The sequence below is a fragment of the Paraburkholderia sp. BL17N1 genome, assembly GCF_003634175.1.
GTDB lineage: Bacteria > Pseudomonadota > Gammaproteobacteria > Burkholderiales > Burkholderiaceae > Paraburkholderia.
In genome coordinates this window covers 2832574-2853238 of the sequence record NZ_RBIW01000002.1, presented here as the reverse complement: position 1 = coordinate 2853238, position 20665 = coordinate 2832574, and the positions used below count along the sequence as shown (strand labels likewise).

Below are 20665 nucleotides of genomic sequence, written 5' to 3'. Positions count from 1 at the left end.
CACCGATTCCTAAGTGGACCGCCCCGGCGAGCGCGGAGCGCGAGGCGGGAAGAATGACTGCTGTGTCACGTGCGCGAAATGTGCGAGAAGACAGATTCCAGATGCACCACCAGCGCGACTGCGCGAGGAACCCGCTTATGAGCTAGCGGTTTGAGCCGCTTTCTCTTGCTTACTTCTCTTTGCGGCCGGCAAAGAGAAGTAAGTGCCGCCCCGCACAGGGGCAACACTAATAGACCACTAAAAAAGCAAGGAAAGGCCAAAACCCTAAGCATCCCAAACAAAAAAACGCCACCAAAAAACAGGCAAGAAAAAAACCAAAAGCAACCCTCGACAGGAGCATGAACCCGTGATTGACAGAATAACTGCAATGCGCACCTTCATCCGAATCGTGGACACCAACAGCTTCACCCGCGCAGCGGAATCATTAAACATTCCGCGCGCCACGGCGACCACCATCGTCCAGAATCTGGAAGCCCTGCTAGGCACAGCCCTTCTAGCCCGCACAACGCGGCGCCTAAGCGTCACCCCCGAAGGCGCCGCCTACTACGAACGCTGTGCGCAAATCCTCGCCGACATCGACGAAATGGAAGCCAGCATCCGTCACGCGACGGATAACCTGACCGGCCGTCTGCGTATCGAAATGCCCGGCGCCGTAGCCAGCGCTATCGTGCTGCCAGCGCTCGAAGACTTCCACACGCGTTACCCCAACCTCGATCTCGCGATCGGTATCAGCAACCGCACAGTCGATCTGATCACCGAAGCCATCGACTGCAGCATCCAGCTCGGCGAATTGCCGGACTCGAATCTGGTCGCGCGCCAACTCGGCACGCTCGAACACGTGACCTGCGCGAGCCCGGCCTACCTGGCCCGCTACGGCACGCCGACGGATCTCGACGATTTGCGCGGACATGCCGCCGTCAATTGCATGTCGCCGCATAACGGCCGCGAAGTGGACTTCGATTTCGAAGTGAACGGCGAAGCGCAAAACGTAAAGGTGAAAGGCTTCGTCAAGGTCAGCGACGAACAGGCCTATCTCACCTGCGGCCTGCAAGGCCTCGGTCTGATCCAGCCCGCACGGATCGCCGCGCAACCGTACCTCGACTCGGGACTGCTGCGCGAAGTCATGCCGCAATGGAAGCCCGTGCCGATGCCGGTCTCGGTCGCCTACGTGAAGAATCGCCGCGTGTCGCCGCGCGTGCGCGCGTTCGTGGACTGGCTGGGGGAGTTGTTCGAGAAAGCGGAGCACGTGGATCAGGATCTCTCGCGCGTCCGTCAATTGCTGCGCGGCCTGCATCACGCCTGAGGCGGCTTGAATGCAGGCGCGCAGCGCGGTAGCAAACCGCGTCAGTTCGGCAGCTTGACCGGCACCGGCCGCGTCAGCAGTTCAGCGTCTTGAACAATTGCGTGATGCTGGTCGGCGGAGTCTGCGCATTGATTTCGCTACCGCCGCAGCCCGAGGGTGAATGAAGAAGTGTGACTAAGGCTGACGAGCCTGCTGCGCCGATCCCGGGCACGCGGGATCCTTACCCCAATGGCCGTCACATACGCGCCACCGGCACAACTGGTCTTCGAAGAATCCGCGCTGTCCGCACTCTTTCACGCGCTCAGCGAGCTTGGCGTTGCCAGGTGTCGCGGATGCGCTAACCTTGGTCGCGGTCTTGCCGTCCGCAGCTTTCGCATCCGCCGGCTTGGTCCGTGCAACGAGCGCAGCCAATAGATCGGCATCCGAATCATCTTTCGATGCATTACCGCTCGTGCGCGTTTTCTTCGACTGAGCGACCGCAGTCGGCGCGCTCGCATGACGGTTGCCGGCAGTCGCACTTTCCTTCTTGCCGTGCACGGCGCTCTCGTGCTTCTCCTTGATGGCCACCGCCGTAGCGCTTTTGCCATGCTTCGCCGCCGGCGCCGTGACCGCGGAAGCGGCCGTTGCGGATGCCACCGGTGCGGGTGCGCTGCTCGGCTCCGCGCCGTCGGCGAGCGCGCGCGACAGACGGCTGCCGTCGCTGGCGGGTGCCGTAGCGGACGCCGCAACGGCTTTGCTGTCGCTATCGTCGGCAACGATCGTGGCCGCTTGCGACGACGCCGGAGCCGGCGCCTCCGCTTTGGCGACAACCTGCGGCGCGGCGCTCGCGGCAGCCGCCGGCGCGGCACTCTTCTGCACGCTCTCAGGCGTGGCCGCCGCCAGCGACTCGCTCTGCACGCGCTGCTGCATATGCCATGCACCCCAGCCGCCGGCTGCGATCACCAGCAACGCGACCAATAGCCATGGCGCCCTGGACCGGCGTGGTTGTTCCGTAGGCGGCGCAACGCGGCCTTCAAGGTTCGCAAGAATTCGCGAACCATTGCCGTCAGCGCCTTTAGCCTTATCGGATAACAGGCTAGGCGGGGCTTTGGAATTCGAACTTTCCGGCGCACTCATTCACTGTCTCATTGAATCCTGGATTATTTCGCCGTGATAATACGTTCCGGCTCGCTCCGAGCAGGCCTGATTCTAAGAGCAAGCATTACAAAATACAATTGTTTCCAATTTCCGGGGTCGCCTTTGATTGCCGTAGTACTTCTCGCCTATTTCGCCATCGCCGTCGTGATCGCCGCAATGTTGCTATTGCCGGCGGCACGCGCCTCTTTATTAGGCGCGGCGCTCGCTATTCACGGCCGCGTTATGCGCGGAGCATCTCGTAATGCGTCGCGCGCTCGCGGTCAATTAGCACGCTCGGCAAAAATTTCGCAATCGACCGCAGCCGATATGAAAAAGTTACTGGTGAAGCGGCGCTTGCTGATTTTTACCACGACAGGTATTCTTGCGACGCCTCCATTGGTGGCATTGGCTTTACGCGGCCGGCAATTATTCCAATTCGATGACACCGCACGGGTTCCGGACGAGAAAATTGCCGCGTTATTGAATGGCGAACAGCTCGTACCCCCGCCGCCGTTGCCGCCGGAGGTATTCGCAACGCGGGAAGTCGAGCAGATCCGGCCCGCGCTTAAAGACGCGAGCCGCGACTGGAATTTGCTCGACGCCGATTTCAGAACGCGTTTATTGCTCGTGTACAAAATCATGCGCGAACAATACGGGTATGAAATGGCTTTGCTGGAGGGATATCGCAGTCCGGAGCGGCAAAACCGGCTGGCGCAAATGGGGGGCAACGTCACCAATGCCGCGGCGTTTCAAAGCTATCACCAATACGGTCTTGCCTCGGACAATGCGTTTTTGCGCGACGGCAAGCTCGTCATTTCAGAAAAAGATCCCTGGGCCATGCGCGGTTATCAGTTATACGGGCAGACAGCCGAACAGGTCGGTCTGACTTGGGGTGGTCGCTGGAAAATGATGGATCTCGGGCACGTCGAATATCACAAACCCGGCTTCGTCCTCGGGCGCGGTCATTAAGGCGCAATGGGCAAAACCGGATAATAAAAGAGGTTGGCATGGGGCGTTCAATCAATTTTTCTGGCGAAAAGTGGCAATGCAGCACGCATAACGGCATTGTTCCGATCAGCGTAATCACGGTCAAAACCTGTCGATCTAACAATTCCGCCGTATTCGCTTTCGCCTGAATATGCTTTCGTTTTATTTCAAACGCCGTACGCGCGCCATGCTGTCCGCTACAGCACGCGCCACAACACTCATCACCAAGACCTGAACGGCTTATGCGACGCATTCTCAACGTGTTGACCCACACACGCACGCTCTCGATCATCGGCTTGCTCGCGCTCGCTGCTGTTTTATTCATCGGCGCCGATACCTTGCAGATCGACCTGATGTGGCCGGCCATCGTGCTCGGCGCCGTGATCGCGCTGTGGCTGCTGGTGTGGATCGTGCGCCGGCTGCGCGCGCGCCGCGCCAATCGCAAGCTCGGCGAAATGCTCGAGCAGCAGGCGGAGAAACAGGCTGAAGCCGGTCTCGCGCCCACGCCCGCGCGCCAGGCGGAACTCGACGTGCTGCGCACGCGTCTCGTCGATGCGGTGAAGACCATCAAGACCTCGAAGATCGGTCAGGTTTCGGGCGGTTCGGCGCTCTATGAGTTGCCCTGGTACATCGTGATCGGCAACCCCGCCGCGGGCAAGAGCAGCGCGGTGTTGAATTCGGGCTTGCAATTCCCCTTCGCCGACAAGAACAACGCGGTGATCCACGGCATTGGCGGCACGCGTAACTGCGACTGGTTCTTTACGACCGAAGGCATTCTGCTCGACACCGCCGGCCGCTATTCCGTGCATGAGGAAGACCGCACCGAATGGCTCGGCTTTCTCGGGCTGCTCAAACGTTTCCGGCCGAAGGCGCCGATCAACGGCATCATCGTCACGGCGAGCATTGCGGAACTAACCAGCAGCAAGCCCGAATTCGCGATCAATCTCGCGAAGAACTTGCGCCAGCGCGTGCAGGAGTTGACCGAGAAGCTCGAAGTGTTCGCGCCGGTGTATGTGATGTTCACCAAGGCCGACCTGATTACCGGCTTCACCGAATTCTTCAGCGGCAGCGAGCGTCACGAATACGATCGCGTGTGGGGCGCCACCCTGCCCTACGAGCCGGACGAGAAGCGCGACGTGGTCGGCCTCTTCGACGAACACTTTGAAGAGCTGTACGACGGCCTGAAAGAGATCAGCGTCGCGCAGATGTCGATCAATCGCGGCAATAAGCTCTCGCCGGGCCAGTTGAGTTTCCCGCTTGAATTCTCGACGATCAAGCCCGCGTTGCGCGCGTTCCTCGCCACGTTGTTCGAGACCAATCCGTTCCAGTACAAGCCGATTTTCCGCGGCTTCTATTTCACCAGCGCCTTGCAGGAAGGCGAAACCAATAGCGCCGCAGCCACACGCATTGCGAACCGTTTCGGCCTGAGTTCGGACAGCCTGCCCAAGCCGCACAGCGCGTTCTCGAAGAACGGTTTCTTCCTGCGCGATCTGTTCTCGAAGGTGATCTTCGCCGACCGGCAAACGGTCAGGCAATTCGCCAGCCCTGCCAAGACGCGCATGCGCTATGCGACCTTCTTCGGCTTCGTCGCGGTGCTCGCATTGGCGCTCGGCGGCTGGACCTGGTCGACGGTCAACAACCAGCAGCTCACGGCGAACGTGCAAGCCGACCTCGATAATGTCGTGCGCCTGCAGCAGAACCGCAACGATCTGCAATCGCGGCTGCAGGCCATGGACGTGCTCGAGGACCGCATCGACCAACTCGAACAGTTCCGCCGCGACAGGCCGCTCGCGGTGTCGCTCGGCCTGTATCAGGGCGATCGCCTCGAACAGCGCCTGCTCACCGAGTACTACAACGGCGTGCGTCAGATCCTGCTCGATCCGGTCTCGCAGAATCTCGCGTCGTTCCTGAAGGACGTCAACGCGCATCCCGACCAGCTGGCGCCGTTGAATCGCGCGCCGGATGCTGCCGCGATTCCGGTGTCCACCCATTCGGCCATGAGCGCGAACAGCCAGGGCGGCCTGTACAGCGACGCCTCGCCGACCAACGTCGAAGATGCGTACAACGCGCTCAAGACTTACCTGATGCTGAGCGACAAGCGTCACGTGGAAACCGCTCACCTCACCGATCAGGTTGCGCGCTTCTGGCGCGGCTGGCTCGAAACCAATCGCGGCAACATGCCTCGCGACGAGATGATCCGCAGCGCCGAACGCATGATTACGTTCTATCTCGCGCGCGTGTCCGACGACGACTGGCCGATGATCGACCAGAACCTCGGCCTCGTCGATCAAACGCGAGAGAACCTGCGCCGTGTGGTGCGCGGCATGCCGGCCCGTCAGCGCGTCTACGAGGAAATCAAGGCGCGCGCGTCGACCCGCTTCGCGCCGATGACGATTGCGCGCATTGTCGGCGAAAACAATACGGCGCTGGTGGCGGGCAGCTATGCGATCCCCGGCACCTTCACGCGTGAAGCGTGGTTCCAGTACGTGCAGCCCGCGATTCGCGACGCCGCCACGAAAGAGCTGCAGGCGAAGGACTGGGTGCTCAACACGTCCGCGCACGACGATCTGACGCTGGAAGGCAGCCCCGAACATATCCAGAAAGCGCTCGTCGCGATGTACAAGACCGAGTACGCGATGCACTGGCAAAAGTTCATGCAAGGCATTGCGGTGCAAAGCTTCGGCAGCTTCGGCCAGGCGGTGGATGCGATGAACCGTCTCGGCGATCCGCAGGACTCGCCGATCCGCAAGGTGCTCGAAACAGCGTACGACCAGACTTCGTGGGACAACCCGTCGCTCTTCAACGCGAATCTGAAGCGCGCGCAAACCGGCGTGACGAGCTGGGTCAAGAATCTGTTCTCGCGCGCGCCTACCGGCCAGATCAACGCGAACATCGATATCAACGGCAATCCCGTTGAAGTGCCGATGGGTCCGATCGGCCAGGAGTTCTCGGCGTTGGGCCGCATCGTCGTGAGCGGCGACAACGGTTCGATGCTCAAGGGCTATATGGACACGCTGTCGAAAGTTCGCACGCGCTTTAACGTGATCAAGAACCAGGGCGATCCGGGACCGGGCGCGCGTCAGTTGATGCAGCAGACGCTCGACGGCAGCGGGTCCGAGCTTGCCGATTCGCTGAAGTACGTCGACGAACAGATGCTCACGGGTCTCACCGACTCGCAGCGCAAGGCCCTGCGTCCGCTGCTCGTGCGTCCGTTGATGGCGGCGTACGCGGTGGTGATCCAGCCGGCCAGCGTCGAAGTCAACAAGGTGTGGAACGCGCAGGTGTACCAAAGCTTCCAGGGTTCGCTCGCCAACAAGTATCCGTTCGCGAGCGATGCGAAGGTCGAAGCCGGCGCGGGCGAGATCGCCCAGGTGTTCGGCCCGGACGGCGCGATCGCCAAGTTCGTCGGCACCACGCTCGGACCGCTCGCGGTGCGTCGTGGCGACACGCTGACGGCCCGCACATGGGGCGACATGGGACTCGCCCTCACGCCCGACTTCACCAGCGGCTTTGCGCGCTGGGTGGCGCCGCTCGCCGGTGGCGCGGCGGGTGCGACGGCGGCCCAGGGTTCGGCCGAACCGCAGACCGTGTTCCAGATTCTGCCGCAGCCGAGCAGCGGCACGACGGAATACACGCTGGCAATCGACGGCCAGCAGATGCGCTACCGCAACACGCCGCCGCAGTGGACCAACTTCGTGTGGCCGAATCCGTCGGGCTCACCAGGCGCGACGTTGAACGCCACCACATTCGACGGCCGCACGCTGCAACTGGTCAACGAGCCCGGCCGCTACGGCCTGGAGAAGCTGATCAACTCGGCGCAGCGCAAGCGTCGTCCGGACGGCACGTTCGATCTGTCGTGGACGCAAGGCAGCGTGACGGTGGCGGTCAGCATGCGCATCATCAGCACGTCGCAGGCTTCGAGCGGCAGCAGCGATGCGCCGCAGCAGCAGAGCTTGCGCGGCTTGCGGCTGCCGTCCTCGGTGGCGGATGTGAGCGCGGCGGCGAACTCGGTCAACGCGACGGCTGCGGGTGCGCCAGGCGCCGCGCCCGCGCCGGCTTCCCCGGCGGCACGCCCGGCCACCGCCGCCACCGCGGTTTCGAATACAGGGGGTGCGCAATGACGCAAACCGTGCAGGCGCAAATCGCCTACTTCGGCAAGATCCCGTCGCGCGGCGACTTCGTGAAGAGCGCGCATAACCCGCAATTGCTGGCTACGCTCGACCGCTGGATCGCCGAAGCCATGGAACTGCTCACCGACGATCCGCGCTGGAAGATCGTCTACGAAAACGCCAAGCCGATGCACTTCGCGTTCCTCGGTTCGCGCAGCAAGCTGGCGATTGCCGGGCATATGATGGCGAGCCACGACCAGTCGTCGCGGCGCTTTCCGTTTCTTGCCGCGACCGCGCTCGAAGTCGAAAAGCCGCTGACGTTTCTCGCGCACAGTCCGCTCGCCTTCGCGCGCTTGTGGTCGCGCGTCGCGGCGCAAATGAAGCCGCTGCTCGGCGCCAGCGAGCCGCCCGGCGCACTGCAGGCGCTCGGCGAAACGCAAGTGCCGATCGAGATCGGCGGCGGTCCGGGCAATCCGCACGACGGCACCTTCAACGACTTCGTCGAACACCAGACACTCGCCGGGCTCGAACAAATGCTGCTGGCGAGCGGCCATCCGGTGCGCTTGCGCGGCGCGATGCTGGCGCTCGGCTCACTGCTGCGTCCAGTGATGCAAAGCGGCTCGTCGCATCTCGAACGCGGGCTGACCTTGCCGCTGCCGAACGACCCGTTCTATCGCAGTCTCGTTGCCGCGTTCTGGCTCGAGCTGGTTGCGCCGTTCGTCGCGCAGGCGGATTTCGAACTGGCGATTTTTATCGGCACGATTGCCGAGCGCGAGCGGCTCATCATCGGCTTTAACGGCGCCTCGGCCAAAACGCTGCATAGCGTGGTCGATCCGCAGTCGTACGCGGCGCACAACATCGATATCGACGATCCCGAATGGATCGACGAACACGCACAAAACGATCATGGCATCAGCAAGCTCGTCAGTTATCTCGACCAACCGCAACTGTCGCTGCGCGTCAGCATCGACACGTTCCGCGAAGCATTCACGGGAGCGTGACACGATGCTGAACAACACATCCACCGCACGCATGACGGTGCTGCTCACAGGTCTTCTGCTCAGCGCGTTTGCGTTTGCCGATAACGACGGCCCCGCTCGCGTCACGCCGGTCGACAATAGCGGCGTTTCGATTCACACCACGGTGCTGCCGCCGGCTGCTTCGGCCTCAGTCGGCAATGCGGGGCCCGCGGTGAGCACGGCCGGACTCGCGAGCGGTACAACCGGCGCCGGCACCGGCGCGATCACCGCTGCGCCGCCGCCCGCCAATGCGACGCCTGGCCAGGTCGTGGTCGGCGGCAAGGTGCCTGACGAAGCGACCAAGGCGGCCGTGCTCGCGCGCCTGCGCGACACGTACGGCGCGGCCAACGTGGTCGATCAAATTGAAGTCGCCGATGTGGCGACGCCGCCGAACTGGTCCGCCAATGTGCAGAAGCTGATCGGCCCGCAGTTGAAGCAGATCAGCAAAGGTCAGCTGAAAATCGACGGCACGCAGATCGACGTGAAGGGCGAAGTACACAACGAATCGCAGCGCCAGCAACTTGCGAGCGACATGGCGAATGCGTTGAACCCGACTTACACGATCAAGAATGGACTACGTGTGAGTGCGTCCGAACAAGGCCTGCTCGATCAGACGCTCGCGAATCGTACGATCGAATTCGAAACCGGCAGCGCGACGCTCACGCCGCAAGGCCGCGCGATTCTCGATCAGATGGCCGCCGCGATGGGGAAGATGACGACGAGGACTGTCGCAATCATTGGCCACACGGACAACTCGGGTAACCGCACGTCGAATATCGCCTTGAGCCAGGCGCGCGCGGATGCGGTGAAGGGTTATCTGGTCGCGAAGGGCATTCCGCCGCAGCAGATGACAACGACCGGCGTCGGCCCAGATCAGCCAATTGCGTCGAACGACACGACCGATGGGCGGGCACGGAATCGGCGAATCGAATTTCGTGCGGGCTCTTGAACGGTTGCTGTTTGCGCAGCAGCGTGCATGAAAAAAGCCTGGCCTCGATGAGAAGCCAGGCTTTTTTCTCGTTCGGACCGCCTTTTTTTAGCTGTTTCCTTCCGGCTTCACGCCCAGCAACTCGCGAATATGCGCGAGCGATCCATCGTCCTTGACCACCGTCGAAAGCCATTGATGCAATGGCATATCCGCCGCCTCCGCAGCTTTTTCCGCGAAATACGCGGCAGGATTATGCGGCTCGGTCGCGCGAAAAAACCTGGCCACCGCACGCAACTGCGCGACGGCCTGCGCGCGGCTCTGGATTCCTGCAACTGGACTCGTCGGCATGGTCGTCAACACAGGTTCCTCGCGTTGCGGTGCGGTCTTGAAGGTGGGCTCGGCGCGGTCCTGCTCGTGCGCCGCGGGTGCTTTAGGGGGCGGCGCTTCAGCGCTCACGCCGGCTTCGCGTGCAAAGCGCTCGGCCAACCGGTAGACGTTTTCGTAAGCGTCCTTCGCCTGACGGAAACTCGGCGCGGAATCGGCCGCGCGCCGGTCCAGTTCCTGTTCGAGCGCGAGCATGGCCGCCTCGAACGCCTTCAGATCGACTAGCAGCGTCGAATAGAACGCCGGCGGCGTAGCGCGCTTGGACGCCTCAATCTGATCGATCGACGGCTTGCCGCGCGCGATATCGTCGGCGTGATCCGGATCGCGTTTGACGGCTTGCGCAACGTGCGTGGCGACATCCCAATCGATCGTGCTGTACGCATTGCCCTGCGACGACGTGAGCGGCATGGCGCGCAGCAGATCTCCCGTGCGCCCGACCAGCCACGCGACATTGCCGAGGCGATACTCGGTGTCGTCGCCGTCCGGCAGCGGATGCACGTGGTCCCAGTAGCGCTCGCATAGTTTCGTCAGCAGCGCGTAACCCTGCGAAAGACCGTTGACGCCCTCATCGATCGCAAGTGCTTCGGTAAGCCAGACCGCGAGGCGCAAGTCCTTGGTCTGCGTTTGCAGCAGACTGGCCGAACGCTCGACCACGAAAGCCCAATCGGCTTCCTTGACCTCCGTGACCCATTCGCCCTGATCCAGCGACGGGTCTTCGAAACGGCGCGCGTGCTGGATCGCGTCGAAATCCGCCGAAAACAGCAAATCGTCGCCACAGGGCGAGGTTTCGCTGAGCGGAGCCAGCAAGGTGTCTAGATTAATCGGCATGAAAGAAAGCAATAAGTATCGGGTACAGCATTAAAACAATTTGGCGCGTCCGCTCACACCACCGTGTAATCGAACTCACCCGCCTCGCTCGCGCGCACCGCAATGCGCTCGATCGTCGCGCCGTTCGCCACACGTTCCAGCACCTGCAGCGCCACTTCGGGCAACAGCGTGCCGTTCAGAATGTGATCCACATTGCGCGCGCCGGAATCCACTTCGGTGCAACGTGCAAGCACCGCGTCGACCAGCGACTCGTCCCACTCGAACACCGCCTTGTGATTCGACTCGATACGGCGGCGAATGCGGTCGAGTTTCAATTCGATGATTTCGGCGAGCACGTCGTCGGAAATCGGATAGTACGGCACCACTTTCATGCGTCCGAGAAATGCCGGTTTGAATGCTTTGTATAGCTGCGGGCGCAGGGTTTCCGCAAGTTCATCGGCGTCGGGCAGTTCTTCCACGCCCTTGTTCAGGCAGGCCTGCATCACCGCCTGCGAGCCGACGTTCGACGTCAGAATGATCAACGTGTTGCGGAAATCGATTTCGCGGCCTTCAGCATCATCCATCGTGCCTTTGTCGAACACCTGGAAGAACATTTCGAGCACGTCGGGGTGCGCCTTTTCGACTTCGTCGAGCAGCACCACGGAATACGGATTGCGGCGCACCGCTTCGGTCAGCACACCGCCCTCGCCATAACCGACATAGCCCGGCGGCGAACCTTTCAGGCCAGACACACTGTGCGCTTCCTGATACTCGCTCATGTTGATCGTGACCATCTTGCGCTCGCCACCGTACAGCACGTCGGCCAGCGCCAGCGCGGTTTCGGTCTTGCCGACGCCCGAGGGTCCCACGAACATGAACACGCCACGCGGTTTGTTCGGGTCTTCGAGATTCGCGCTTGCGGTGCGTACGCGCTGCGCAATCGCTTCGAGCGCGTGGTCCTGGCCGATCACACGCGCGGCCAGCAACGGCTGCAGGTTCAGCACGGTCTGGATTTCGTCCTTGACCATGCGGCCGAGCGGAATGCCGGTCCACGCGGCGACGATTTCGGCGACGACATGAGCATCGACCTGCAACGGCACCATCGGTTGGCCGCCTTGCAACGCGTGCAGTTCGGCGACGCGCGTGGCGAGCGTTGCGCGCGCCTGCTGCGCTTTATCCGCCTGCTCCGGGTCCGCGCTGCTCACACGCGCCGCGTCGATGTCCGCGCGCAAGCCGACGATCTCCGTCACCAAAACGCGTTCCTTATCGTAGCGGGCTTCGTCTTCGGCGAGATCCTTGAGGTCCTGTTCACGCAGGCCGCGCAATTCGGTGAGCCGTTCATCGTGCAATGCGCCGCTCGCTACTTCGCGTTCCAGTGCGGCGATTTCAGCGTCGATACGTTCGAGGCGTTTTTTTGTGTCGTCGATGGCTGCGGGTGTCGAACTGTGCGCAAGCGCGACTTTCGCGCAAGCGGTGTCGAGCACGCTGATCGCTTTATCCGGCAGTTGCCGGCCGCTGATGTAGCGATGCGACAGCCGCACCGCTTCGGTAATCGCATCGTCGAGCACGCGCACGTTGAAGTGCTTTTCCATCAACGCGGCCATGCCGCGCAACATGGCCGCGGCAAGCGACTCGCTCGGCTCCTCGATCTTCACGACCTGAAAACGCCGCGCGAGCGCCGCGTCTTTCTCGAAGTACTTTTTGTATTCGCTCCACGTGGTGGCAGCGATGGTGCGCAATTCGCCGCGCGCCAACGCCGGTTTCAGCAGATTGGCCGCGTCGTTCTGCCCGGCCTGGCCACCGGCGCCGATGATGGTGTGCGCTTCGTCGATAAAGAGAATGATCGGATGCGGACTCTTCTTGACCTCATCGATCACGTTTTTCAGGCGGTTTTCAAACTCGCCTTTCACGCTCGCGCCGGCTTGCAGCAGTCCCATGTCGAGCACGTGCAGCGCCACGCCTTTGAGCGGCCCGGGCACGTCGTCGGCGGCGATGCGCAGGGCGAGACCCTCGACCACCGCCGTTTTCCCGACACCGGCCTCGCCCGTCATGATCGGGTTGTTCTGCCGGCGGCGCATCAGAATGTCGATGGTCTGGCGAATCTCGCCTTCACGGCCGATCACCGGATCGATCTTGCCGTCACGCGCGCGCTGCGTGAGGTTGCTCGTGTAGGTATCGAGCGCCGGCGTCTTAGACGGCGCGCCCGGTGCGGTAGCGGTCGTGACTGGATCGCCCGCGTTGTCTCCCGCGCTTTGCGTCTCGTTGCTGCGCTCGACTTCGCGCGAGCCCGCGGTCAGTTCATCGAACTTGTGCTTCAGGTCGGTTACGCGCACATCGCGCAGCAACGGCGACATGCGCTCGGCGAATTGCGCGAGATCCGGCGCGCTCAGCAGCGCCAGCAACAGGTGTCCTGAACGGATCCGCCCGATCTGCGAATCGAGCGACGCAATCAGCCACGCCTGTTCGAGCAGTTCGATCAGATGCTTCGAAAACACCGGCGTGCGCGTATTGCCGGTTTTCAAACGCTGCAACTCGCGCTCGAGATCCGCGCGCAACGCATGCGCGTCGATCCTGCTCGCGCGCAGCACCAGCGCGATGTCGCTGGCCGGTTCGTCCAGCAGCGCCAGCAGCAGATGCTCGAGGTCGACCTCGTAATGACCGCGTGCGAGACAATTGTTCGCCGCCAGCAAAGCCGCCTGCCGGCAGGTCGGATTCAGTTTGGCGATCAGGGTATTGAGGGACGTGCTCATGTCGTACGATCCGGGTCCGGGTTCTGTCGTTATAGTCAGTGAATCACGTGCAATTCGTAGCGGGCATCCGCGCGGTCACGGTCGGCATCTTTCGTGCACAGGAACGCGTCCCAACCGAGGCGCGCGCCCTTGCTCAACAGGCTCGGCCCGACCGCTTCGCGGCGCAGCACCAGCGACGCCTCGTATTCGAGCGTGACGCCGGCCAGCAGCGTGAGCATGCGTTCGAGCGCCACCGCCCGCTCAGCGCCGGGTAAAAACGCTTCGTAATCGGCCTTGTCGAGCGGTCCGATCACCAGCCGCGCGCGCATGTCGCGCTGCCAGACGCGCTCGCCCGCCAGCGCGGTCGCGCCGAGCGTCGCGTTGACGCTGCCGAGCAAGGTCAATTGATCGCGTGGCACGTCGTACCATTTGCCGACGAACTGCTCGACGCGCACCCGCACCTTGAAGTACTCCGAGAGCGTGCGTTGCAAATACGCCGCCGATACCGGCCGATGCCGCGCGGCCAATGCGTAGCCGGCAATCGCTTCGTCGAATAGCGCGCCCTTGCCGCTTTGAAGGCTGTTGCGCGTGTCGTCGTCGGCGACGCCGGCGAGCGCGAGCAAAAGCGGCAGGTAACGTTCGTCGCGATCCAGTTCGTAGTGGAACGGCAGACGGTATTTCTTCCACGCCGCGTAGAACAGCGCCGTCGCGCGATTCGAGAACACATCGAAGAACTCGCGCGCGGCGCGATCGCGCTTGATCTGTTCACGCGCGATGATCTGCTCGGTGTAATGCAACGGCAATGCGCCCTGCCCGCCGAGCAAGCCGAAAAAGGCCGGCGTGATATCCACCTTATCGAGCGAACCGTCCTCGAGCGCTGCCGTGCGCTGCGACTTTTCTTTCAGCGCTGCACCTGCAGTGTCAAACGACTGCGCGCCGTGAATCTCACTCGGCGGGAACGACATCGACAGCGAATTGCGAAAAGCAATCCGCTGCGCGACAACTTCACCGGGACGTCCCGCGTGAGATGGCGATTGCTGCGCGAACCACTTCTCGAGAATCCGCACCGCCTGAAAAAATTCGAAGCGATGCGGCTCGTCGAGAAGTTGCTCGACTACGCCAGGATCGATTCGCCGCTGCGCGGTTTGCATCGCAGGATCTCCTCGCCGGTGCGCTTCGACACGACGACCAGTTGCACAAAGCTGTTCAGATGCACGTACAGCCCAAAAAACGTGTCGATTACCCGCACGAACGACGCGAGACTCGTGCCGACGAAATGCTCTTCGTCGATAGTCAAAAGAATCTCGATACCGCGCACGAAAGTGGCAAACGGCTTGCCCGGCAGCCATTGCACGGCCGCGTGCTGCTCTATGCCGACCAGTCCGTCGATATGCCGCGCCGACACCGCCGTGCGCCGCAAGTCGTAAAGCACGAGCATTTCCTTGAGCGCGGACAGACCGCTACTGGCAAGCGAGACGTGATTTAACGCCAGATGTGAAATCAATCGCCAATGCGCGGCGCGTCCGCGTTCGAAACGCACGCTTGGCGTAGGCCGGCGCAGCATCGAGATGCTGCCGGTCAGCGAACCGCCTTCGAGAAACAGATCGCCGCCGTCCAGCCCCACTGCGAGACCAGCAGGCAAATCGCGATTGGTACACGTCAGATCGAGACTCAAGGTATCGGTCTGCGGCGCGGCCGGTTCGAAGTCGATATCGACGATGGAGATTTCAGTCTCGTAGCCGGGGCTTTTCTGCGCGACCCAGTCGTTGCGACGTGCGAACCAGTAATGTCCCGCGCGCGCCGCTTCGCCGTGATGCAACGAATAGAATGGCCGGAATTCGATCACCGATTCTTCCTGCGCCTGCTGCCTGACGAGTTTCACCGAATCGATCGAATAGACCTCGTAGGCGAACGCGCGGCGTGCTTCGGCGATCACCGGATAAGAAATCGCCTGATGGCTGACGCGGATTGGCTCACCGTGCTGTTCGAACAGATTCACCACCGGCGTGCAGAACAGGCGGAAATGGTGCGCGGCCAATGAATCCAGCAGACGCGCCATGTGCGAATCGCTGCGCACTTCCTTCAACACGACATGCAGCGTCAAACGCTGGCAGCGGCCGCTCGCGCGTGTCATCGCCGCCAGGTCGAAGTCGGCGAAATTGAATTTTTCGGGGAACGCGAAGTATTCCGTCAGCAACCGGTACGCCGGATGCGATTTGGCAGGATAGTCGATCAGCGCGTCGTCTTCGTCGAAGCCCGCTTGCACGACCGGAGATTCGCGCAGTTGTTTCCACACGCCGCGGCGGTCGGCTTCCACGTATGTGGCCATGCCGTTGACGAACAGACAGTCCGCCAGTGCTGCGATAAACGACTGTTCGCCGTGCAAATGCGTGCGCAGCTTGCCGACTTTCAGCGCCGTGAGGTCGAGTTGCGCCGCTGTCGATTCAAAGGTGATCGATACGATCGCCGTGGCATTGCCCGGCAGCACGGTCGCACTCGGTGCCATCGCCACCGACGTGTACTTCGCCTCGGAAATGCGGATCGGCGCCAGCGTCGCATCGTAAGCGGTGCGAAAACGGCATTGCACGCCGCGAATGGGCCGCGACTTGAGTTCGGTGCCGCGCTCGATAACAACCGGTTCGGTCAGATGACTCAGCGCGGCGGACGTGCCCAGTTGCGCAATCGAGCACGACGGGAACGGCCGCAGGTAGTGCGGATAGAGCACTTCCAGCAGCGCTTCGGTGAATTCGGGGTAATCGTCGTCGAGTTTCTTGTTGATGCGTGCGCCGAGTAGCGCAAACGACTCGATCATCCGCTCGACGTGCGGGTCTTCGCAGTGCTCGCCGGACATGGCGAGACGCGCCGCGATCTTCGGATAGCGCTCGGCGAAGTCGCGCGAATAGCGCCGCAGAAATGACAACTCGCGCTCGTAATACGGCAGCAATTCTTCCATCGATTTATCCCCGGACCTGACACTTCTCCGCCTGGTTCATCGCCGCCGTTGCGCGTAACGGTTGCGGTAAAGCGGTACTCTCAACACAACTACTCAGAAATACACTGACAGAAAATCACCCACTACAACTTCGCGCGTGCGCGCGTAACCGAGTATTGCAATGTGGACGGCTGCAACATTGCATCGAAACTCACCGGTTCTTCCGCCGGATGAACCACCAGCAGCGCCTGAATCGCAAAGTTCAGCGCATTGGTGGATTGTTCGTTCAATTCGAGCGTGACTGCCACCTGCTGCAAGCGCGGCTCGTGCCGCGCAATCGCCTGTTGAATCGATTTGCAGATGAACGTGCGGTCGTAATGGCTTGCAAGGCTCAAGCCCGCGAAATCGTTCAGACCGTATGTGAGCACCGAGCGCTGACATTCCGGCAGCGCCGCCAGTTCGTGTTCGGTCAGCGCGATGCGCGTATTCAGGATCGCCTCGACGTCGCGCGCGACGGTGCTCTTCAATTCATCCAACGACAATTGCCGCATCGCCGGGGAAGCCGGCAGATGCGGTTCGTCGTCGAACAGCTTGTCGAGAAAGCTGGGTTCGAAGCGTTTCATCAGTGTCCGAAGAAGCGGATCGATGCGCGGCGCACCCGGCGCGCGGCAACTCTTTCGAGCCACGCGGGCCGCGTGCGCCCGTGCATCAGACCGCGTACGTCTTGTCGTTCTTCGTCAGGCTCCACGCGCCTTGCGCGTTGCCGCCCTGGTTGCCGCCGATCTTCTGCTGCGTGTACTTCCACTGCACGGCAGCGTACTTCAGCGAGAACTGTTCGGTCGGCAGGCCTTCACCCACCACGCTCGGCGTCACGCTCGAAATGATCACGTACTTGAGCTTCACTTCCAGGTACTTGATACGATTGCCTTCGCCGTCCGAACGCATGAAGTCGATCGTGACTTCGTCGAACGTCGTGCCGCCCGACGCGTGTTGATAGATCAGCGGACTGACTACGTCGATGTCTTTCGTGAACTGCATATCGGCGTGTTCGCAGCGCTCGGAGGTGTGACCACCTGCCGTGGAAGCGGTTGCGGAACGCGGTTGCGTGATCGCGTGACTCCACGAATCGATTTCGATCCAGCCAGCGTGATCCTTATCGGCAGACTCGCCTTTGATCGCCGGATTGCCGAATTTTAAATAGATATCCTTCATAACTCATCGACTCCCCAAAGAGGTGGTTTCAACAGCTGACCCGGGCGGCCAGCCCGAGCCAACTGACTTGCTTTGCTTTATGAATTAGCCGGTTTCGGCAGGTCAGCGACAAGCCGCAAAGAGATCGACAGCTCATCCAGTTGAAAGTGCGGACGCAGGAATGCGACCGAACGATACGCACCGGGCTTGCCCGGAATCTCCGAGACTTGAATGGACGCCTCGCGCAACGGGAACTGCGCCTTCTGCTCCTGAGTTGCGTTGTCGTCCAGCAGCACGTACTGCGAGATCCAACGGTTCAGGAATACTTCGACGTTCTGCGCGGATGCAAAGCTGCCGATCTTGTCGCGCATCATCGCCTTCAGGTAGTGCGCGACGCGCGATACCGAGAAGATGTACTGCAATTGCGCGGACAGGACCGCGTTGGCATTCGCGCTGTCGGTGCTGTATTTCTTGGGTTTCTGCACCGATTGCGCGGCGAAGAACGCGGCGTAGTCGGAGTTCTTGCAATGCACGAGCGGAATGAAACCGAGGTCGCTCAGTTCCTTTTCGCGGCGGTCGGTAATCGCGATTTCAGTCGGGCATTTCAGCGCGACTTCGCCGTCGTCGGTCTTGAAGGTGTGGGTGGGCAGGTCTTCGACCAGGCCGCCGCCTTCCACGCCGCGAATCGCCGCGCACCAGCCGAAGTCGTCGAATGCGGCCGTCAGGCGTGCGGCGAATGCCCACGCTGCGTTACACCACAGGTATTTGCTGTGATCGGTGCCGTCCACGTCTTCGACGAAGTTGAAACCCTCCGCCGTGGCGCCGTCTTTCGGATTGAACGGCAGGCGGCCGAGAAAACGCGGCAGCGTGAGACCGACGTAGCGGGAATCTTCAGCGTCGCGGAACGACTTCCACTTCGCGTATTCGACCGTGTCGAACACCTTGCCGAGATCACGCGGCTTGCCGAGGTCGGCGAAGGTATCGAGGCCCATCAGTTCGGGCGACGCCGACGCGATGAACGGCGCATGCGCGGCCGCGGCAACGTGCGACATCTGTTCGATGAAGTACATGTCTTCCGGCTGACGCGTCACTTCGAAGTCGCCGACGATCGTGCCGAATGGCGAACCGCCGAAGGTGCCGAATTCTTCTTCGTAGATCTTCTTGAACAGCGCGCTCTGATCGAATTCGATCGCGGTCTTGAAGTCGCGCACCAGGTCGCGCTTGGGCGCATGCAGTGCCTTGATCTTGACCGTTGCCCCGGTGTTGCTTTCCTTGCACAGATAGTCGAGGCCGCGCCACGTGCTTTCCATGCGCTGGAATTCCGGCGCGTGCATCACCGCGCTCAACTGCGCGGAGATCAGGCGGTCGAGTTCGGCGACGCGCGCGTCGATGGTGGCCGACAGGTTATCGGACACCACCACCGTGCCGTCGAGCACCTGATGCACGAGTTCGCCGATCAGGTCTTTCGCGCGCGCGTGCTCGGAATCGGACTTCGCCACGCGGCTTTTCTCGACGATTTCGTCGAGCAGCGTGGATTCCGTACCGCTTTGCGCGGTCGCCAGTTGGGCTGCTGCCGTTTGCTGATTCATCTCACACCCCGTGCTTATTCGCCCTGCTTGTCGTGGTCCGGCGCGCCGCCGTGCTGGTCCGCCGCGTTGCTCTGGTCTTTCGCCAGGGTTTGCAACTGCTGCGTGTTGTTGAGCACTTCGCTCAGCAGGTCTTCGAGTTTGTCGTTGCCGGCCAGCTTGTTACGCAGATCGGCGAGCTTCGAACGGGCTTCGAGCAGGCGCCGCAGCGGTTCGATTTGCGCGACCACTTCGTCCGGATTGAAGTCGGCCATCGACTTGAAACGCAGGTCGACCGCGAATTTGCCGCCGGCTTCGCTCAGGCGGTTTTCCACCTGAAACGCGGCGCGCGGTTCGATCGCTTTCATCACGTCGTCGAAATTATCGCGGTCGATATTGACGAACTTGCGATCGCGCAGCTTCGGCTGCTCGACTTCGGACTGCCCCGCCAGATCGGCGACCACGCCGACGACGAACGGCAGTTCCTTCACCTCGATCGCATCGCCACGCTCGACCTCATAGGTCAACTGAACGCGGGGCGGCCGCACTTTTTGCAAGCGTTTTTGAATGCTTTCTTTCTTCGCCATCGTCGGCTCCCGGTGCTGATGGATCAGGCGTGTGGATCAGCGCAGTGCGCTGAACGGATCGGACGCGCCGCTGCTTTGCGCGGCTTTGGCGGGTGCTGCGGGCGCTGCCGGCGTGGCGGCGGGCGCAGCGGCGCCGGTCGTAGCGTCCGGCGTCTCCGCTGCAGGCTTGCCCTTGGCAACGTGACGAACCACGCGCTTCTTCTTCACCGTCGGCTTGTCGTTCGGGTCGGGCGGGAACAGCGTGGCTTCGCCGAGCGTGTCGCGCAGTTGCTTGGCGAGCGCTTGCGCGTCCGACTTGGCATCGCCCGCGAGCGACGCGTCCTGCCGCAATTCGCCGAGCGATTGCGTGGCGACGCGCAAGCCGGCCACCGCGAGCACGCTCTTGGCCTGACGATCGGTCTGATCGCGTTGCAATGCTTCTTGCGCGGCAACGATTGCCTGGCCGTAGTGACCTTGTGTGAACTGGATTTGCGCAATACGCGACCACGGTTCTTCACGCGTCGGATCGGATTTGGAAAGCTGCTGATAAAGCGCGATAGCGCGATCCTGATCGCCGCCCTTTGCGACGGTATCGGCATCCGCGAGTTGCTTATTAAAAGCCTCCGGTGTGGTCGCCACGTTGTTGCCCTGTGTTGCGCAACCGGCCATCACGCCGCATGCCAACACAACCCCAGATAGTTTTACTAACAGACGCTCATTCATCGTTTTTCACCGACGTGCGAATTTTTTAATTCAAGGAGAAACCGGAGTTTTGCTTTGCTTGAAGTGCGCGGGTATAGTACAGGCCAATTTTCGATAATTCAACTTTCGTGTGAAGAAGGATTGCACAAAAAAAATGCATGCGGATCATTTAAACGAAACATGCAGAAATTGTTTCCTGGCGCAATAGCAGCACTGCGGATACCGGAAAAAATTTCCACTCTCCGGTTGCCGGCCCGGTAGCGCCGGCAGTTACAAGCGCTTTGCATATCGCGGCATTAAGTGGCATAGCGAGGCTGCAAATTTGCC

General features: G+C 61.7%; 15 protein-coding genes. 5 read left to right on the top strand and 10 right to left on the bottom strand.

Features of this window, described 5'->3' with window-relative positions:
- Positions 1-346 precede the first annotated feature (346 nt).
- The gene (locus tag B0G82_RS32710; protein WP_147439596.1) at positions 347-1303 is read left to right on the top strand and encodes a LysR family transcriptional regulator; all 957 of its coding nucleotides are present in this window, start codon (positions 347-349) and stop codon (positions 1301-1303) included.
- Positions 1304-1477: 174 nt separating this feature from the next.
- Here the strand turns inward: B0G82_RS32710 and B0G82_RS32705 are convergent, their stop codons facing one another.
- Positions 1478-2419 (bottom strand): hypothetical protein, encoded by a 942-nt coding sequence (locus B0G82_RS32705; protein ID WP_121310302.1) that lies wholly within the window; start codon positions 2417-2419, stop codon positions 1478-1480.
- Positions 2420-2542: 123 nt separating this feature from the next.
- On the opposite strand from B0G82_RS32705, the gene B0G82_RS32700 reads away from it, so the two are divergent.
- The 4 genes from B0G82_RS32700 to B0G82_RS32685 all read left to right on the top strand — a co-directional run bounded on the left by B0G82_RS32700 (position 2543) and on the right by B0G82_RS32685 (position 9483).
- Positions 2543-3388 (top strand): M15 family metallopeptidase, encoded by an 846-nt coding sequence (locus B0G82_RS32700; RefSeq protein ID WP_121310301.1) that lies wholly within the window; start codon positions 2543-2545, stop codon positions 3386-3388.
- 260 nt (positions 3389-3648) lie between these two features.
- Positions 3649-7527: a type VI secretion system membrane subunit TssM gene (gene tssM, locus B0G82_RS32695; RefSeq protein ID WP_121310300.1), complete on the top strand. Its 3879-nt coding sequence runs from the start codon at positions 3649-3651 to the stop codon at positions 7525-7527.
- Positions 7524-8516, top strand: coding sequence for a type VI secretion system-associated protein TagF (gene tagF / locus B0G82_RS32690; protein ID WP_106280708.1), 993 nt, complete (start codon positions 7524-7526; stop codon positions 8514-8516). The genes tssM and tagF overlap by 4 nt, the downstream gene beginning before the upstream one ends.
- A gap of 4 nt (positions 8517-8520) precedes the next feature.
- The gene (locus B0G82_RS32685; protein WP_121310299.1) at positions 8521-9483 is read left to right on the top strand and encodes an OmpA family protein; all 963 of its coding nucleotides are present in this window, start codon (positions 8521-8523) and stop codon (positions 9481-9483) included.
- A gap of 87 nt (positions 9484-9570) precedes the next feature.
- On the opposite strand, the gene tssA is transcribed toward B0G82_RS32685, so the two are convergent.
- The 9 genes from tssA to B0G82_RS32640 form a co-directional block, all read right to left on the bottom strand.
- Positions 9571-10674, bottom strand: coding sequence for a type VI secretion system protein TssA (gene tssA / locus B0G82_RS32680; RefSeq protein ID WP_121310298.1), 1104 nt, complete (start codon positions 10672-10674; stop codon positions 9571-9573).
- A gap of 53 nt (positions 10675-10727) precedes the next feature.
- A complete protein-coding gene (gene tssH / locus B0G82_RS32675; RefSeq protein ID WP_121310297.1) occupies positions 10728-13403 on the bottom strand; it encodes a type VI secretion system ATPase TssH in 2676 nt (891 codons plus the stop codon).
- A 35-nt stretch (positions 13404-13438) separates the two neighbouring features.
- On the bottom strand, positions 13439-14533 hold the full coding sequence (gene tssG / locus B0G82_RS32670) for a type VI secretion system baseplate subunit TssG (RefSeq protein ID WP_121310296.1): 1095 nt from the start codon (positions 14531-14533) through the stop codon (positions 13439-13441).
- Positions 14497-16335, bottom strand: coding sequence for a type VI secretion system baseplate subunit TssF (tssF, locus tag B0G82_RS32665; RefSeq protein ID WP_121310295.1), 1839 nt, complete (start codon positions 16333-16335; stop codon positions 14497-14499). The genes tssG and tssF overlap by 37 nt, the downstream gene beginning before the upstream one ends.
- Positions 16336-16457: 122 nt before the next feature.
- Positions 16458-16937, bottom strand: coding sequence for a type VI secretion system baseplate subunit TssE (gene tssE, locus B0G82_RS32660; protein WP_007176945.1), 480 nt, complete (start codon positions 16935-16937; stop codon positions 16458-16460).
- 85 nt (positions 16938-17022) lie between these two features.
- Positions 17023-17526 carry a type VI secretion system tube protein Hcp gene (locus B0G82_RS32655; RefSeq protein ID WP_012426791.1) on the bottom strand — a complete coding sequence of 168 codons (504 nt, stop codon included), beginning with the start codon at positions 17524-17526 and terminating at the stop codon, positions 17023-17025.
- A gap of 77 nt (positions 17527-17603) precedes the next feature.
- Complete coding sequence (tssC, locus tag B0G82_RS32650) at positions 17604-19094, bottom strand: type VI secretion system contractile sheath large subunit (protein WP_012426790.1); 1491 nt, start codon at positions 19092-19094, stop codon at positions 17604-17606.
- 14 nt (positions 19095-19108) lie between these two features.
- Positions 19109-19657, bottom strand: a complete 549-nt coding sequence (gene tssB / locus B0G82_RS32645) for a type VI secretion system contractile sheath small subunit (protein ID WP_106280696.1) — start codon at positions 19655-19657, stop codon at positions 19109-19111.
- A 36-nt stretch (positions 19658-19693) separates the two neighbouring features.
- Positions 19694-20359, bottom strand: coding sequence for a tetratricopeptide repeat protein (locus B0G82_RS32640; protein WP_121310294.1), 666 nt, complete (start codon positions 20357-20359; stop codon positions 19694-19696).
- Positions 20360-20665: the final 306 nt, after the last annotated feature.

Coding starts and splice junctions, on each gene's coding strand:
- B0G82_RS32705 (WP_121310302.1), bottom strand. CDS start 2,419: ATGAGTGCGCCGGAAAGTTCGAATTCCAAAGCCCCGCCTAGCCTGTTA.
- tssM (WP_121310300.1), top strand. CDS start 3,649: ATGCGACGCATTCTCAACGTGTTGACCCACACACGCACGCTCTCGATC.
- tagF (WP_106280708.1), top strand. CDS start 7,524: ATGACGCAAACCGTGCAGGCGCAAATCGCCTACTTCGGCAAGATCCCG.
- B0G82_RS32685 (WP_121310299.1), top strand. CDS start 8,521: ATGCTGAACAACACATCCACCGCACGCATGACGGTGCTGCTCACAGGT.
- tssA (WP_121310298.1), bottom strand. CDS start 10,674: ATGCCGATTAATCTAGACACCTTGCTGGCTCCGCTCAGCGAAACCTCG.
- tssH (WP_121310297.1), bottom strand. CDS start 13,403: ATGAGCACGTCCCTCAATACCCTGATCGCCAAACTGAATCCGACCTGC.
- tssG (WP_121310296.1), bottom strand. CDS start 14,533: ATGCAAACCGCGCAGCGGCGAATCGATCCTGGCGTAGTCGAGCAACTT.
- tssF (WP_121310295.1), bottom strand. CDS start 16,335: ATGGAAGAATTGCTGCCGTATTACGAGCGCGAGTTGTCATTTCTGCGG.
- tssE (WP_007176945.1), bottom strand. CDS start 16,937: ATGAAACGCTTCGAACCCAGCTTTCTCGACAAGCTGTTCGACGACGAA.
- B0G82_RS32655 (WP_012426791.1), bottom strand. CDS start 17,526: ATGAAGGATATCTATTTAAAATTCGGCAATCCGGCGATCAAAGGCGAG.
- tssC (WP_012426790.1), bottom strand. CDS start 19,094: ATGAATCAGCAAACGGCAGCAGCCCAACTGGCGACCGCGCAAAGCGGT.
- tssB (WP_106280696.1), bottom strand. CDS start 19,657: ATGGCGAAGAAAGAAAGCATTCAAAAACGCTTGCAAAAAGTGCGGCCG.
- B0G82_RS32640 (WP_121310294.1), bottom strand. CDS start 20,359: ATGAATGAGCGTCTGTTAGTAAAACTATCTGGGGTTGTGTTGGCATGC.